Raw genomic sequence first — 15,407 nt, 5'->3', positions numbered from 1 at the left:
TCATGCAGCACGCTTTTCGTGTACGTGGTCGCCCTGGCAGGACGGCCGTGTACCGCTTGCGGCTGACTGATAGCACCGATCCTTCGGGGGAGAACAATTACATGCTGCGTCTCAAGGCATCCACCACCCAGACCATCCTCGGCAGCGCGGTCGCGCTGGCCCTGCTCTACGGCGGCGCCGTGCAGGCCCAGACGGCTACCGTGAAGGTCCTGTCGATCGTGGATCACCCGGCGCTCGACGCCATTCGCGACGGTGTGCGCGACGAACTGAAGGCTGCCGGCTACGACGCCGACAAGAACCTGAAGTGGGAATACCAGAGCGCCCAGGGCAATCCGGGGACCGCCGCACAGATCGCACGCAAGTTCGTGGGCGACCAGCCGAGCGCCATCGTGGCCATCGCCACGCCGTCGGCACAGGCCGTGGTCGCCGCCACCAAGACCGTTCCCGTGGTGTACTCCGGTGTGACCGATCCGGTGGCTGCCCAGCTCGTGAAGACCTGGACCGCCACGGGCACCAACGTCACGGGCGTCTCGGACAAGCTGCCGCTCGACAAGCAGGTCACGCTGATCAAGCGCGTCGTTCCCAACGCCAAGACCGTCGGCATGGTCTACAACCCCGGTGAAGCCAATTCGGTGGTGGTGGTCAAGGAACTGAAGGAACTGCTGGCCAAGCAGGGCCTGTCGCTCAAGGAAGCCGCCGCACCGCGTACCGTGGACATCGGACCGGCTGCCAAGAGCCTGATCGGCAAGGTCGACGTGATCTACACGAACACCGACAACAACGTGGTCTCGGCCTACGAATCGCTGGTCAAGGTGGCCAACGAATCGAAGATCCCGCTGGTGGCGTCCGACACCGACAGCGTGAAGCGTGGCGCCATTGCCGCGCTGGGCATCAACTACGGCGATCTCGGCCATCAGACCGGCAAGGTCGTGGTTCGCATCCTGAAGGGCGAGAAGCCCGGTGCGATTGCCTCGCAAACTTCCGACAACCTGGAACTGTTCGTCAACACCACCGCCGCTGGCAAGCAGGGCGTGACGTTGGCCCCGGATCTGGTCAAGGAAGCCAAGACCGTCATCAAGTAATACCGCCGCGCCGCGCGCCCTACCCTGCGGCGCGCGGCCCGAAGCGCCCCCATGGCCCTACCCGGGCCATCCGGACGGCCCGCAAAGGATTCCCCCATGTCCCTGTTTTCCCTGCTGGGCGCCCTGGAGATCGGTCTGATCTTCAGCCTCGTGGCGCTCGGGGTGCTGATCTCGTTCCGCATCCTCAATTTCCCCGACCTGACCGTCGATGGCAGCTTCCCGCTGGGCGGCGCCGTGGCGGCCACGCTGATTTCCGCCGGTCAAGACCCGTTCGTATCGACGCTGGTGGCGATTGTCGCCGGCGCGATGGCCGGCTTTGTCACCGGCTGGCTCAATGTGCGGCTCAAGATCATGGATCTGCTCGCCAGTATCCTGATGATGATCGCGCTGTACTCGGTCAACCTGCGCATCATGGGCCGACCCAATGTGCCGTTGATCACCGAGCCGACGATCTTCACGATTCTCCAGCCCGAATGGCTGCCCGATTACGTGCTGCGCCCGCTTGTGCTGTTCGTCGTCGTGATCCTTGCCAAGCTCGCGCTGGACTGGTTCTTCTCGTCGCAACTCGGCCTCGCCATGCGCGCAACCGGCGCCAACCCGCGCATGGCGCGCGCACAGGGCGTGCCCACCGGCCGTGCCACGCTGGCCGGCATGGCACTGTCGAACGCGCTGGTGGCGCTGGCTGGCGCGCTGTTCGCCCAGACGCAGGGCGGTGCCGACATCTCGATGGGTATCGGCACGATCGTGATCGGCTTGGCTGCCGTGATCATCGGCGAGACCATCATTCCGGCGCGTCGCCTCGTCTACGTGACGCTGGCCGTCGTGATCGGCGCGATCCTGTATCGCTTCTTTATCGCGCTGGCGCTGAACTCGGAATTCATCGGCCTCAAGGCGCAGGATCTGAATCTTGTCACCGCCGCGCTCGTGACGCTGGCGCTGGTGCTGCCGGCCACGCGCAAGAAGCTGTTCGGCCGCAAGAATGGAGGTGCCTGACATGTTGCGCGCTGAAAACCTGAAACTCACGTTCAACCCGGGCACGCCAATCGAGAACCGCGCGCTGCGCGGTCTGAGCCTGGAAATCCCGGCGGGCCAGTTCGTCGCCGTGATCGGCTCGAACGGCGCGGGCAAGTCCACGTTCCTCAACGCGGTGAGCGGCGACACGATGGTCGACACCGGCCGGATCATGATCGATGACACGGACGTGACGCGCCAGCCGGCCTGGGATCGCGCCCATCTGGTGGCGCGCGTGTTCCAGGATCCGATGGCCGGTACGTGCGAGGCGCTGACGATCGAGGAGAACATGGCGCTGGCCATGGCACGCGGCTCGCGTCGCGGCTTCCGCCCGGCGCTGAACAAGCCCTCGCGCGAGTTGTTCCGCGACAAGCTGCGCTTGCTGAACCTCGGCCTGGAAAATCGCCTGACGGACCGTATTGGTCTGCTTTCGGGCGGCCAGCGTCAGGCAGTGAGCCTGCTGATGGCATCACTGCAGCCGTCGCGCATTCTGCTGCTGGACGAGCACACCGCCGCGCTGGACCCAAAGACTGCAGCGTTCGTGCTGGAACTGACCGCACGCATCGTCGAGGAAAGCAAGCTGACCACGATGATGGTCACGCACTCGATGCGCCAGGCGCTGGACTATGGACAGCGCACGGTCATGCTGCACCAGGGGCAGGTCGTGCTCGACGTGTCCGGCGAGCAGCGCAAGGGGCTCGACGTGCCGGATCTGCTGAAGATGTTCGAGCAGACACGGCATGAGCAGCTGGATGATGATGCGTTGTTGTTGGGGTGATTAACTCTGGAAGTTACTCCCCTCTCCCGCCTGCGGGAGAGGGGTCGGGGGAGAGGGCCAGCGGTTCAAATTGCAGCATGTCGGCAAGCAGAACCTCCTGCCCTCTCCCCCAGCCCCTCTCCCACGATGTGGGAGAGGGGAGCGCTACCGCGGTAGGTTCAGATCAAACCGTCCCCGCCTTCTCCAGCCATTTTCCCAACTGATCCGTCACGGCCGTGCTCGAAAACGAGCAGCTGTCTTGCGCAAACGCTGCAGCCATCTCCATGCGGCGCAGCAATTCTTCCATCGCCTGACCGAATACCGGTGGCAACGTCAGCGACGCCGCCGAGGCACGCCATTGCGCGACCAGTTCGCTGACCGGCAACTGGCCGGCGATGTGCGAATCGAGTGTCTGCCGCATCGCGGCCAGCGTAGATTGATTGGCGCCCATCAACGCGCCCTCCTTTCTTTATAAAGTTCTCGGAACGTGCGACCGCTTGGGGCCGGCATGTCGCGGGTATCGGTCCACCCCTTGCCGGCCATCGGCAATCGGGAAATCAGTTTGCCACGCCCGCCCATGCGCGCCATCAGCCGCGCGCCGAGGCGAGTGACGAACGCGTAGAGATCCGGTCGACGCGCCACATAGCCCCAGACCTGCAGCGCCATGCGCTCCTGCCAAGGCCGCAGGCCGCGCTCCATCTGCTTTTCGCGTAGCTTGCGCAGCAGGTCGGACAACGGGATCGACGCCGGACACACGCGGTTGCATTCACCGCACAGCGTAGCCGCCTGCGGCAAGTCCACGGCGTTGGCCAGCCCCACGTAACTCGGCGTCAATACGCTGCCCATCGGCCCCGGATACACCCAGCCATACGCGTGCCCCCCAATCTTCTGGTAGACCGGGCAATGGTTCATGCAGGCCCCGCAGCGGATGCAGCGCAGCATCTCCTGAAACTCGCCGCCGATGAGCCCGCTGCGTCCCCCATCGACCAGCACGAAGTACATATGTTCGGGACCATCGCGCTCGCCTTCCGCGCGCGGCCCGGTCAGGATCGAGAAATAGTTGGAGATGGCCTGCCCGGTCGCCGAGCGTGGCAGCAGGCGCATCACCGTGGCCAGGTCCTCCAGCGTCGGAAGCACCTTCTCGATACCAGTCACGGCCACGTGGACGCGCGGCATGATCGTACACATGCCTTCGTTGCCCTCGTTCGTGACCACGGCCACCGAGCCGGTCTCCGCGATGATGAAGTTGCCGCCCGTCACGCCCATGTCGGCGGACAGGAACTCCGGACGCAGTACCTCGCGGGCCTCGCGCGTCATCTCCGGAATATCGGTCAGGCGCGGCTTGTTATGGACCTTGGCGAAGAGATCGGCAATCTCGTCCTTGTCCTTGTGGATCACCGGCGCAATGATGTGCGACGGCGGTTCGGCATCGTTGATCTGCAGGATGTACTCGCCGAGATCGGTCTCGATGCTCTGCACGCCCATCTCGCCAAGCACCTGGTTCAGCCGCATTTCCTCGGTCACCATCGACTTGCTCTTGATGACCTTCTTCACGCCGTGCTTCTGCGCGATCTCGGCCACAAGCCTGGCTGCGTCCGCAGTGGACTCCGCGAACAGCACGGTGGCGCCGCGCTTCGTTGCGTTCTCCTCGAACGTGGCGAGCCAGACGTCGAGGTTTTCCAGCGCCCGGTTGCGCCGCTCCTTGAGCGCGGCGCGCGTGGCATCGAAGTCGATATCGCGAATGGCATCGGCCCGCGCGGTCACGAACTTCGTGGAGAGCTTCTTGAGATTCTGCTGCAAGCGCTGGTCGGCCAGCTTCTGGCCGGCGCGCGCCTTGAATTCCATGCTGTGGACTTGCATCGTGGGGGCTCCGATTGTGGGTTGGCGTGGACGCGTTCAGGCGTCGCCCGCCAGCACCTGCGCGATATGGAGCACGCGCGTGCGCGAATCGCCGGACCGCCGCAAGCGGCCTTCGATATTGAGAATGCAGCCGAGGTCTCCCAGCACCACGGCATCGGCGCCGCTGGCCTGAATGTTCGTGCATTTCTCGTCGACGATTGCCGTGGAGATATTGCCGTACTTGACCGAGAACGTGCCGCCAAACCCGCAGCATGATTCGCAATCCTTCATCTCGGTCAGTTGCACGCCGGGCAGTTTGCCAAGCAGTGCGCGCGGCTGCTGCTTGACGCCGAGTTCGCGCAGCCCAGAGCAGGAATCGTGATACGTAACGTGCCCGGAAAAACCCGAGTCAAGCGATTCGATCTTCGCCACGTTGACCAGGAAATCGGTAAGTTCGTACACCCGTTCACGCAGCCGCTCGTAGCGGCCGTTAAGTTCGGGATCGTCGCGCAGCAAGTCGTGATAGTGCTGGCGGATCATGCCGCCGCATGAACCTGACGGCACCACCACATAATCGAACATCTCGAATTCGCGCAGGAATTTCTCGGCAAGGTCACGCGAGACGCCTCGTTCGCCGGAGTTGTAGGCGGGCTGCCCGCAACAGGTTTGCGCCTCGGGCACCATGACCTCATAGCCCGCCGACTCCAGCAGCTTCAGCACCGAAAACCCGATCTCGGGACGCATGAGGTCCACCAGACAGGTGGCGAACAGTCCGATTCGCATCGTTAAACCTTTACTCCAGACCCGGAAACCCCGCAATTATGCCTGCCTGCCCGGCCACTGCGGGCATCGGCGTGCATGGGGAAACCCTTGGGCGGTGCTGTGCACCTCACCTTTTCATGAGGCGCATGCTTCATTTCATGCGGCCGCTCATCGCGCAATGTCTGGAAGGAAATCTCGGGAATCGCATTTCACCAGTTGAAATTTTCACAATGCGAGATAGAATCAGGCAGACGCTTAATTTTTGCCGCACGGCAACATTTTCCCTATGGCAGAAGCAGACAAGTCACCCGGCAAGACCTCGATCCAGGTGATCGAGCGCATGATGACGCTACTGGATGCGCTGGCCCAGCACGCAGACCCCGTCAGCCTGAAGGAACTCTCGCTGGCTACCGGCCTGCACCCTTCTACCGCGCACCGCATCCTCAACGATATGGTGGCGTGCCGCTTTGTCGATCGTTCCGATCCAGGCAGCTACCGCCTGGGCATGCGGCTGCTGGAGTTGGGCAATCTCGTCAAGGCGCGCCTGTCGGTGCGCGACGCGGCGCTGGCGCCGATGCGCGCGCTGCATCGCGTCACTGGTCAAACCGTGAACCTGTCGGTACGCCAGGGCGATGAGATCGTGTATATCGAGCGCGCGTACAGCGAGCGCTCGGGCATGCAGGTGGTGCGCGCCATCGGTGGCCGCGCGCCGCTGCATCTGACCTCGGTCGGCAAGCTGTTTTTGGCCGCTGACGAATCGGCTCGCGTACGCAACTACGCCACGCGCACCGGCCTGGCCGGCCATACGCGCACATCGATCACCGAGATTGCCCGGCTGGAACGCGAGCTGAGCTGGGTCCGCTCGAACGGTTATGCACGCGACAACGAAGAACTGGAGCTTGGCGTGCGCTGCATCGCCGCCGGCATCTACGACGATTCGCGTCGGCTGGTGGCTGGCCTGTCGCTGTCAGCACCCGCGGATCGGCTGCAGGATAGCTGGCTGCAGAACCTCAAGGAAACCGCGCTGCAGATCTCGCGCGGCATGGGCTATGTGCCCGATACGGTGGCGGCCTGATCGCAGTCCGGCTCGGCAAGCCATGCAATGAAAAACGCGCCGGGGGCCAAGCCCTCCGGCGCGTTTTTCGTTGCAGCAATCTGAATGTGATCAGGTGCCGTGCGAGTGATGGGACACCAGGACCATCGCAGGGGACTTAGGACCCTGCGTAAGATTGGGCGTCGAAGGAAAAGGGCGAGGCTGGCCCCCTGCCGACGGAGGCTGATGCTCAAGCCAGCTTCGCACCCGGGTGGCATCGGCAAAGCGCGACAGCTTGCCCACCGAATCCAGGAACACCATCACCACGTTGCGATCATTGACGCGCGTCTGCATCACCAGGCATTGGCCGGCCTCGGAGATGTAGCCAGTCTTCTGCAGGCCGATCTCCCAATTGCCGCCGCGCACCAGGCGATTCGTGCTGACGTAGTGCTGCGAGCGGCCCAGCACATTCACTTCGTGCTCGGTCTGCGTGGAAAACTCGCGGATAGTGGGATTGCGGTACGCCGCATTGACCAGGCGCGCGAGATCCATCGCACTGGAGACGTTACTGCTCGACAACCCGCTGGAGTCGACGAAGTGGCTGTCGTTCATGCCCAGTTCGCGCGCCTTCTTGTTCATCGCGCTTACAAACGCCGGCAGGCCACCCGGATAGCTGCGGCCCAGCACGGACGCGGCGCGGTTCTCGGACGACATCAGCGCGAGCAGCAGCATCTCATGGCGCGTCAGCGTGGTCCCAAAGCGCAGGCGCGAGCTGCTGTGTTTCTCGGTATCCCGGTCATCCTCGGAAACCGTCAGCATTTCATCCATCGGCAACCGGGAATCCATCACCACCAGCGCCGTCATCAGCTTGGTAATGGAGGCGATGGGCAGCACGGCCGTGGAATTCTTTTGGAACAGCACCTCGTTGGTGTTTTGATCCAGCACCAGGGCGACGGACGAACGCAGCGACAGCGCGTCATCGGTATCGCGCAGGCCCATGGCCTCGCCCAACGACGGCTTGGCCGGCACGAACGCGGCACGGACCGGGGCGGCACGGCTGGCCACCACGGTGCGTTTGCCGTTCTTCACGACAATCACCTTGCGCGAGGACGGCGCGGCACTAATGGCTGCAGTCTTCTTCGAGGATTTTACGGATTTAGCGGATTTTGAAACTTTTTCGGTCTTTTTGGCCGACGATTTCGTCGCAGTCGACTTCGTCGCTGCGTACGCTACCGGTGCGGTCATCAAGGCAACGGACACCAATGCCGTGGTGGCAAAGGCCGTCAGTTGGGGAAGGCCGAAGAGTCGAGACATAAAGGATTCGGTCCGGAACATGGTCTGCTCAGCGCGGCTGCGGAATGGCGCTAGTTTAGAAAATTAAGAAATCTATAGCAAGATTAATGACTTACAGCGGCTCTTTAAAGTTGGAATTACAAACATTTCCACATTATGAAAAATGAGCCGCTTAAGTCATTCACTCGCTACCACAAATACAACAAAGTGCAACTACTCCCGGCGATACCGAAAGGTTTCGCCAGCGGATAAGTCAGGACAGAAAACGCGCGAACTGTCCAACTGGTTCACGCTCCGTCATCAACTGGTTGGCCGTAGCATCGGGATCGGCAAAGCCGAGGGACATGCCGCACACCACCATCTCCTCATCGGTCAGTTTCAGGTGTTCCTTGATGATGCGATGAAACTGCGTGAAAGCCGCCTGCGGACACGTATCGAGCCCACGTGCGCGCGCCGCCACCATGATGCTCTGGAGGAACATGCCGTAATCCAGCCAACTTCCCTGCTCCATGATGCGATCGATGGTGAAGATCAGTCCGACCGGCGCATCAAAGAAACGGAAGTTGCGCGCGTGCTGCTCGTGCATGCGCGATTTATCCTCGCGGCGGATATCGAGCAGGCTGTACAAGTCCCAGCCCACCTTTCGGCGGCGCGCCAGGTAGGGATCGACCCACTCACGCGGGTAGTACGGATATTCCTCGCGATACTTGGCATCGCGTTCAGGATCGTCGTATGCCGTCAGCACATCGGTGCAGAAACGCACCTTGGCGTCGCCGGACAGTACGTAGACCTTCCACGGCTGCGTATTCGTGCCCGAAGGCGCACGGCTGGCCACGGCCAGGATGTCTTCGATGGTCTGGCGCGGCACTGGCGTATCCAGGAATGCGCGCACCGATCGACGCGTGGTGATGGCGCGATCGACGCAGGCTGCCTCATCGGGGTTCGACATACTTGGCGGTCTCCTTAGTTCTTGTTCACTGCGTTGTTGTCATGGGGCTGGTTCACGACCAGCCTCTCAAGTGCCTGGCGCAACGGCTGCGGCAACGCTACCGGCCTCCGCGTCTCGCGATCCACGTAGACGTGCACGAAATGGCCCTGCGCCGCAGCGATCTCGGCATCCCCGCGAAATAGCCCCACCTCGTAGCGCACGCTCGTGTTGCCAAGCTTCGCCACACGCAATCCGGCCACCACCGTGTCCGGGAAAGTCAGCGACGAGAAATAATTGCACTGCGTCTCGATCACCAATCCGATAGTGCTGCCTGCTTCGATATCCAATGCACCCGCATGAATCAGGTACGTGTTCACGACCGTATCGAAATAACTGTAGTAGACAACGTTATTCACGTGGCCATAGACATCGTTATCCATCCAACGTGTGGTGATCGGCTGGAAGTGCTTGTACGCGGAGCGGTGAGCAGGTTCGGGCTTCATCGAGAGGAAGTCAGTCGGACTACAACGGCAACAGGCCAGTGGGATAGCGCTGCCGACGCCACACGAAAGGTCGTATGAGCACGCGGCACGCCGCAAGGTTCCAAACTTTTTGCGATGACTGCAACAAAGTCATGATGCGGTGACAAAGGCCGCTGCATCTTGCACGCAGCTTTCTGTCGAATGGCGCGCATGATACTGCGCAGCCAGAGCCACCGTCTGCGTATGCACAGCCACGGTGTTTTCGATCTGGTTGCCATAGCCACCGGCCATTGCCACCGCAACGGGAAGACGTTGCGACAGCGCGAAGTCGAACACCATCTTGTCGCGTCGCGCCAGGCCCGCCATGGTCAGCCGCAGGCGCCCCAGTCGATCGTCTTCATGGGGATCGGCGCCGGCCAGATAGATCAGCAGGTCGGGAGCAAAGCGGGCATGAAGCATGTCGAGCGCGCCGGCGAGCGCCGCCATGTACGTATCGTCGTCGCACCCATCGGGCAGGCCTACGTCGAGATCGCTCGCTTCCTTGCGGAAGGGGTAGTTCTTCTCGCCATGCAGCGAGAGCGTGAAGATGCTGGAATCGTCCCGCAAAATCGATGCAGTGCCATTGCCCTGATGGACATCGAGGTCGATCACGGCCACGCGACGCACGGCGCCATCACGCTGCAATCGACGCGCGGCGATGGCGGCATCGTTGAACACACAGAAACCGCCGCCCTTGTCGGCATAGGCATGGTGCGTGCCGCCGGCAAGGTTCACGGCGATGCCCTGCGTGAGTGCGGTCTGGCATGCGGCAATCGTGGCACCGGCCGAACGTCGAGAGCGCTCCACCATTTCATGGGACCACGGAAAACCGATCTCGCGCTGACGCGCGGCATCGAGTTGTCCGGATGAGACTTCGGCAACATACGCCGGGGTGTGGGCCAGCGTCAGGTCGCTATCGTCGGCTCGTGGGGCTTCATGCAGCACCAAGCCCGGCACCTCTCGGACCACGGCATCGCGCAGCATGCTGTATTTGCGCATCGGGAACCGATGGCCGGGAGGCAGCGGCAGGACGAAGTGGTCGGCGTAGAAGGCGAACATGGGAACGGGGCGGAGCAGATACGGGCGGCTTGTGATGGCTTCACATCATTGACCGACCGGGCAGTCAGCGATGGTAGCACCGTCCTGCACGCAATGCGTCATGGCGCTTCAAACGCCTGCCTTTCGTGCATCGCACCAAGTTGCCGCATCGGTATTTACCCTTGTATGACACTGCGTACGTGTAGCACCCTGCCCTTATCACCCCCACCCACCCTCTATTTTTTGTGCGATGCACAAAAACCGCTTGACACCTATCGCCGAATTCTTAGAATTGGAATTGTTGCGGCGCATCAAAGCCCTCAGGACCAAAAAAGGCCGGGGACGCGGCGCTGACAAACGGACATACGCTCGGGCTAGCCAAGATACAAACAAGTCATGGCTTTGACATCTGGGCGGCTTAATTTCACTTTGCTAGACCTTGAAGTTCACCACTGGAGACCAGCATGATTCTGACCCCGGAACAAGTTGCAGCCGCACAAAAAGCCAACCTCGAGACCCTGTTTGGTCTGACCTCGAAAGCCTTTGAAGGCGTGGAAAAGCTGGTCGAGCTGAACCTGCAAGTGGTCAAGGCAACGTTCGCCGAAAACGTCGACAACGCCAAGAAGGCACTGTCGGCCAAGGACGCACAGGAATTCCTGACCATCCAGGCCGCGCTGGTTCAGCCGGTTGCCGAAAAGACCCTGGCCTACACGCGCCACCTGTATGAAATCGCTTCGGAAACCCAAAGCGAGTTCACCAAGGTAGCGGAAGCCCAACTGGCCGAAGGCTCGAAGAACGTGCAAGCCCTGGTCGACAACTTCGCCAAGAACGCCCCGGCCGGTTCGGAATCGACCGTAGCCATCGTGAAGTCGGCCATCTCGGCTGCCAACAACGCTTACGAGTCGGTCCAGAAGGCCACGAAGCAAGCTGTTGAAATGGCCGAAAGCAACTTCCAGGCTGCCGCCACGGCCGCTTCGAAGGCTGCCCAGCAAGCCAGCGCCACTGCGCGCACGGCTGCCAAGAAGCCGACGGCTGCTGCCTAAGCTTCAGTAAGCTCCAGCGAACCGGCTCCGGCCGGTCCGTTGGCCAAGCGCCCTGCTCTCTTCCTTCGGATGGCAAGGCGCTTCGCCAACGGTGGCGACATCGTAATACACGTCGCCCGCACCGTATCCATGTCTCCTCGGTGCCGATCCAAAGGTATCGATTCAAACCCCGGCCCCTGTACGCAGGCAGCCGGGATTTTTTTCGTCCCGGCATTCGTAGTCGGTCAATGCGCTGGGCGGTTAATTGAATAATAAGATGCTGCTGCCGCTCCCGCTTTCCGCCTAACCGGTTGATGTAAATAGAAAAAAATCCAAAATAACTGATTCCAGATGCCTTGATCGTCGTTAAGTCCTGACCAACAACCCGCCGGTTACAGTCCGCGCCATCCCGCACTACACGCATGGCCGAACCTATGAACCGCAGTCGCTACCGTCTCGTCTTCAACCCGCATCGCCGCATGCTCATGGCCGTGGAGGAATGCGCCGTGAGCCGAGGTAAAGGCCGGGATGGTGGCAGCCGGGTCCAATCGGACTGCGCTGGCGCGCCTCCCGTGCGTTTCACCCTCCGGTGGCTGGCGCTTTCGGCCTGGATTGCAGCGGGCGTGCCGGTGCACGGGTGGGCGCAGGTGGTGGCGGACACCCACGCTGGCCCGCATCGCCCGACCATCGGCCAGACTGCGAACGGACTGCCCCAGATCGATATCACGCGGCCGTCGGGCGCCGGGGTCTCCATCAACGACTACACGCGGTTCGACGTGCCGAGGTCGGGTGTCATTCTCAACAACTCGCCGACCGCCGTGCCGACCCAGCAGGCCGGCTTCATCAACGGCAACGCCAACCTGCTGCCAGGCGGTTCCGCGCGGATCATCGTCAATCAGGTCACCAGTTCGAACCCAAGCCAGTTACGGGGCTACCTCGAAGTGGCGGGGCCGCGCAGCGAGGTGATCGTGGCCAACCCCACCGGCATCCTCGTCGAAGGTGCGGGCTTCATCAACACCAGCCGCGCCACGCTGACCACGGGCACGCCCATGTACGGCGGCAGCGGCAGCCTGGATGCATTCCGGGTGACTGGCGGCCAGATCGCGGTGCGCGGAGACGGGCTGAATGCCGCCCATGTCGATCGGATCGATCTCATCGCGCGCGCGGTGCATGTCAATGCCGCGACGTATGCGAACCAACTCAACGTCATCGGCGGCGCCAACCAGGTCAGCCGCGACACGCTCGCGGCTACGCCAATCGACGGCGCCGGCCCTGCCCCGTCCATCGGCATCGACGTGGCCGAGCTCGGCGGGATGTACGCCAACAAGATCCTGCTGGCATCCACCGAGCACGGCGTGGGCGTGTCACTGCGCGGGGTGGCAGCGGCGCAGGCCGGAGACCTGACGCTGACGTCGGCGGGGCGACTCGTCATGGCCGGGCAGACTTCAGCCAGCGGCAATCTGGACGCGCGCTCGCGCGGCGGTATCGAGCACAGCGGCACGACCTATGGCATGCAGCAGGTGTCGATCCACGCGCACGGCACGCTATCGAACAGCGGCACGCTGGCGGCGCAGCGGCGGCTCTCCGCCACCGGCGGCAGTGTGGCATCCACCGGCACGCTGGCCGCGGGCGTGAGCCCCGATGGCACAGTCGCCTCGCCGGCCGACCTCAGCGTGACCGCCACCACCGGCAAGCTCGCCGCTACGGGCCAGAACCAGGCCAGTGGCAACATGCTGCTGCAAGGCGCGGGACTCGACCTCGCGGGCAGCCAGAGCACCGCTGGCGGGAATCTTGACTTGCAGGCCGGCGCGGCCGATCTCGACCTGACGGGCGCCACAAGCATATCGGGCGGAAATCTGTCCGCCTCCGCTCGAGGCGCCCTGCTCCACGACCGGGCCCAGATGGCGAGCCAGGGCGCACTGGCGCTGACGGCCGGGAGCGTGTCGAACCGGGGTGGAAAGATCGGCGCCCAGGACACTGCCACCATCGCCTCGGCGGGCCGCTTCGACAACGACGACGGCTCGGTACAGGCTGCCGGTGGGCTGCGGCTCGACGGCGCGATGGCCGTCAGCAATCGCGGCGGTATCTTCCTCGGCGGCAGGGGCTTCACGTTCGACCACGCTGGCGCCACGCTCGACAACGCTGGCGGCCAACTCCTCGGCGGCACCGATGTCAGCCTCCAGGTCGCCTCGCTCGACAATCGCCGGGGCACCATCAAGGCAAACCGGGACGTGGCCGTGGCGGGCGCGATCTCGGGAAGCGGCGAGATCGCGGCGGCGCGCAACCTGTCACTGGACGTCGCGGGCAACTACGAGAACGACGCGAACAACAGGCTGCGGGCCGATGGCGACATGCGCGTCTCGACCACCGGCAAGCTCACCAACACCGGCACGCTCGCAGCAGTCGGCGGCCTGACCGTGCTAGGTGCAGAGGTCGTGAATGCCGCGGGCGCCGGCATGGTTGGCACGCGCACCACAGTCGAAGCGTCGCAATCGCTCGCCAATGCGGGCCGCATCGAAGGCGATACCGTCCAGACCCGCAGTGCGACAACCACCAACACCGGCGCGATCATCGGCAACGACGTCACCGTGCAAGGTAGCGAGGTGGTCAACCACGGGCCGGCTGCGCTGGTCGCGGCGGTGAGGAACCTGCATGTCTATGCCGCCGACTCCGTGCGGAACCTCGATGGCGCCACGCTCTACAGCGCAGGCAACCTGCAGGTGGCCCGCGACGGCGAGCGCGATCCCGAGACGGGTCTACTGCGCAACCAGGTGGGCGAACTGGTCAACCGATCCGCGACGATCGAGGCCGGGGGCGACATCGACATCGCTGCGAAGGACGTTCGCAATACACGCACGCGCATCGTAACCGAAGCGGGGACGCCAGTGCAGATGGCGGTGAAGACGCTCAGGCTCTGGCAGGCGGGTCTTCCGGACGGAGAGTTGAACTGGCACCGCAGCATCACCTTTCCGGGCTGGACGTGGGGCACCGGTCGCGCGCCGGTCAGCACGCCCCAGACAAACGCACTGCGCACGCCAATCACGGTGACCGTCGACAAATCGACCGTCACCAAACTCGACACCGACAAGCGGACGCTCTCCTTCACGGAATCCCCAATCGAGGAATATCGTCTGGGCGTCGGACTGCCAAGCAACTGCAACGCCGAAACCGGCATCTGCTCACGCCCGATCGCCACGCGCGCGACGCAGTACTACGAGGCGATCCTCGACAACGGCGACACCTACAGCATCACCTTCTGGCCCGATTGGGACCCGAACATCCACATCCGGCCGGACGATGTGCGTCAGCAAAACTTCGGCGCCGACTACACCGAGATTTCTCGCGATACCGTCACGACAACGGCGACGGACCGGCTCATCAGCGCCACCGAAGCCGCGAAGATCCAGGCCGGCGGCAACATCCGCATCAACAGCGAGGGCGGCAGCATCTTCAACCAGTCATCGACCATGGCAGCGGGTGCGAACCTCGTGCGTGTTGCCGGGAAGGTCGAGGATGTCGGCACGGTGTTGCAGCAAAAGATCACGACGCAGGACACCTCTACGTTCTACTGGCACCAGCGAACTGGGTACAGCAGCAAGACCGAGGTCGTTCCCCATCCGAGCACGCGGCAGGCGCCCACCACTGTGGCGGCGCTCGCGGCCATCGCCACGGCGAATCAGGCGGTGAAGACCAGCGCCCCGGATGTCAGCGTGAGGTCGGTGGATACCGTGGGGGCGACGGTGACGGGCGGTGGCGACGGCAGTACTGGATTGGCCGCCGGCGCGGCACCTGGGGGAGGCGTTCCGAACCTCACCCTGCCGACCAACGGGCTGTACACGATTCGTCCTGCGCCGGGCGACACCTACCTCGTCGCCACGGACCCGCGCTTCACGCAATACACACGATTCATTTCCAGCGACTACATGCTTGGAGCCTTGGGCATCGATCCGCAGATGACGCAGAAGCGTCTCGGTGACGGCTTCTACGAGCAGAAGCTGGTCCGCGACCAGATCACCCAACTGACGGGCAGGACGTTCCTCGCTGGCCACACCAGTCAGATGGAGGAATACCAGACGCTGATGAGCCAGGGCGTAGCCGTCGCCAGCGCCTTCGGCCTGATG

The 15,407-nt window shown here is 63.2% G+C and carries 13 protein-coding genes; 6 read left to right on the top strand and 7 right to left on the bottom strand.

What is annotated here, in order from left to right:
- The first annotated feature begins 101 nt into the window (after positions 1-101).
- The 3 genes from ABDB81_RS09050 (at position 102) to ABDB81_RS09040 (ending at position 2,871) form a co-directional block, all read left to right on the top strand.
- On the top strand, positions 102-1,082 hold the full coding sequence (locus ABDB81_RS09050; protein ID WP_137924407.1) for an ABC transporter substrate-binding protein: 981 nt from the start codon (positions 102-104) through the stop codon (positions 1,080-1,082).
- Positions 1,083-1,178: 96 nt separating this feature from the next.
- Positions 1,179-2,075 (top strand): ABC transporter permease, encoded by an 897-nt coding sequence (locus ABDB81_RS09045; protein WP_346810636.1) that lies wholly within the window; start codon positions 1,179-1,181, stop codon positions 2,073-2,075.
- A 1-nt stretch (position 2,076) separates the two neighbouring features.
- Positions 2,077-2,871 carry an ABC transporter ATP-binding protein gene (locus ABDB81_RS09040; RefSeq protein ID WP_137924405.1) on the top strand — a complete coding sequence of 265 codons (795 nt, stop codon included), beginning with the start codon at positions 2,077-2,079 and terminating at the stop codon, positions 2,869-2,871.
- 163 nt (positions 2,872-3,034) lie between these two features.
- Here ABDB81_RS09040 and ABDB81_RS09035 read toward each other — a convergent pair whose 3' ends face one another.
- From ABDB81_RS09035 to ABDB81_RS09025, 3 genes are read right to left on the bottom strand one after another with little or no spacing between them, the layout of a single operon-like run.
- Positions 3,035-3,301 (bottom strand): hypothetical protein, encoded by a 267-nt coding sequence (locus ABDB81_RS09035; RefSeq protein ID WP_160472099.1) that lies wholly within the window; start codon positions 3,299-3,301, stop codon positions 3,035-3,037.
- Positions 3,301-4,710 (bottom strand): LutB/LldF family L-lactate oxidation iron-sulfur protein, encoded by a 1,410-nt coding sequence (locus ABDB81_RS09030; protein WP_137924403.1) that lies wholly within the window; start codon positions 4,708-4,710, stop codon positions 3,301-3,303. Before ABDB81_RS09030 ends, ABDB81_RS09035 begins: the two co-directional genes overlap by 1 nt.
- Positions 4,711-4,746: 36 nt before the next feature.
- On the bottom strand, positions 4,747-5,472 hold the full coding sequence (locus ABDB81_RS09025; protein ID WP_346810634.1) for a (Fe-S)-binding protein: 726 nt from the start codon (positions 5,470-5,472) through the stop codon (positions 4,747-4,749).
- A gap of 265 nt (positions 5,473-5,737) precedes the next feature.
- Between ABDB81_RS09025 and ABDB81_RS09020 the strand changes: the two genes are divergently transcribed.
- Entirely contained in the window at positions 5,738-6,526 is a 789-nt protein-coding gene (locus ABDB81_RS09020; RefSeq protein ID WP_137924401.1) for an IclR family transcriptional regulator, read from the top strand.
- A gap of 90 nt (positions 6,527-6,616) precedes the next feature.
- Here the strand turns inward: ABDB81_RS09020 and pbpG are convergent, their stop codons facing one another.
- The 4 genes from pbpG to ABDB81_RS09000 form a co-directional block, all read right to left on the bottom strand.
- Positions 6,617-7,819 carry a D-alanyl-D-alanine endopeptidase gene (gene pbpG / locus ABDB81_RS09015; protein WP_346810632.1) on the bottom strand — a complete coding sequence of 401 codons (1,203 nt, stop codon included), beginning with the start codon at positions 7,817-7,819 and terminating at the stop codon, positions 6,617-6,619.
- Between the two features lie 211 nt (positions 7,820-8,030).
- Entirely contained in the window at positions 8,031-8,726 is a 696-nt protein-coding gene (locus tag ABDB81_RS09010; RefSeq protein ID WP_137924399.1) for a nitroreductase, read from the bottom strand.
- A 14-nt stretch (positions 8,727-8,740) separates the two neighbouring features.
- The gene (locus ABDB81_RS09005; protein ID WP_346810630.1) at positions 8,741-9,208 is read right to left on the bottom strand and encodes a thioesterase family protein; all 468 of its coding nucleotides are present in this window, start codon (positions 9,206-9,208) and stop codon (positions 8,741-8,743) included.
- 129 nt (positions 9,209-9,337) lie between these two features.
- Positions 9,338-10,285, bottom strand: coding sequence for a histone deacetylase (locus ABDB81_RS09000; RefSeq protein ID WP_137924397.1), 948 nt, complete (start codon positions 10,283-10,285; stop codon positions 9,338-9,340).
- A 443-nt stretch (positions 10,286-10,728) separates the two neighbouring features.
- Between ABDB81_RS09000 and phaP1 the strand changes: the two genes are divergently transcribed.
- The gene (gene phaP1, locus ABDB81_RS08995; protein ID WP_137928596.1) at positions 10,729-11,307 is read left to right on the top strand and encodes a TIGR01841 family phasin PhaP1; all 579 of its coding nucleotides are present in this window, start codon (positions 10,729-10,731) and stop codon (positions 11,305-11,307) included.
- Between the two features lie 401 nt (positions 11,308-11,708).
- Positions 11,709-15,407: filamentous hemagglutinin N-terminal domain-containing protein (locus ABDB81_RS08990; RefSeq protein WP_346810628.1), on the top strand; the 3,699-nt coding region annotated here is incomplete at its 3' end.

The sequence above is a fragment of the Cupriavidus sp. DL-D2 genome (genome assembly GCF_039710735.1).
Classification (GTDB): domain Bacteria; phylum Pseudomonadota; class Gammaproteobacteria; order Burkholderiales; family Burkholderiaceae; genus Cupriavidus.
The sequence above is the reverse complement of the archived record's forward strand: the minus strand, read 5'-3'. Positions and strand labels throughout refer to the sequence as shown.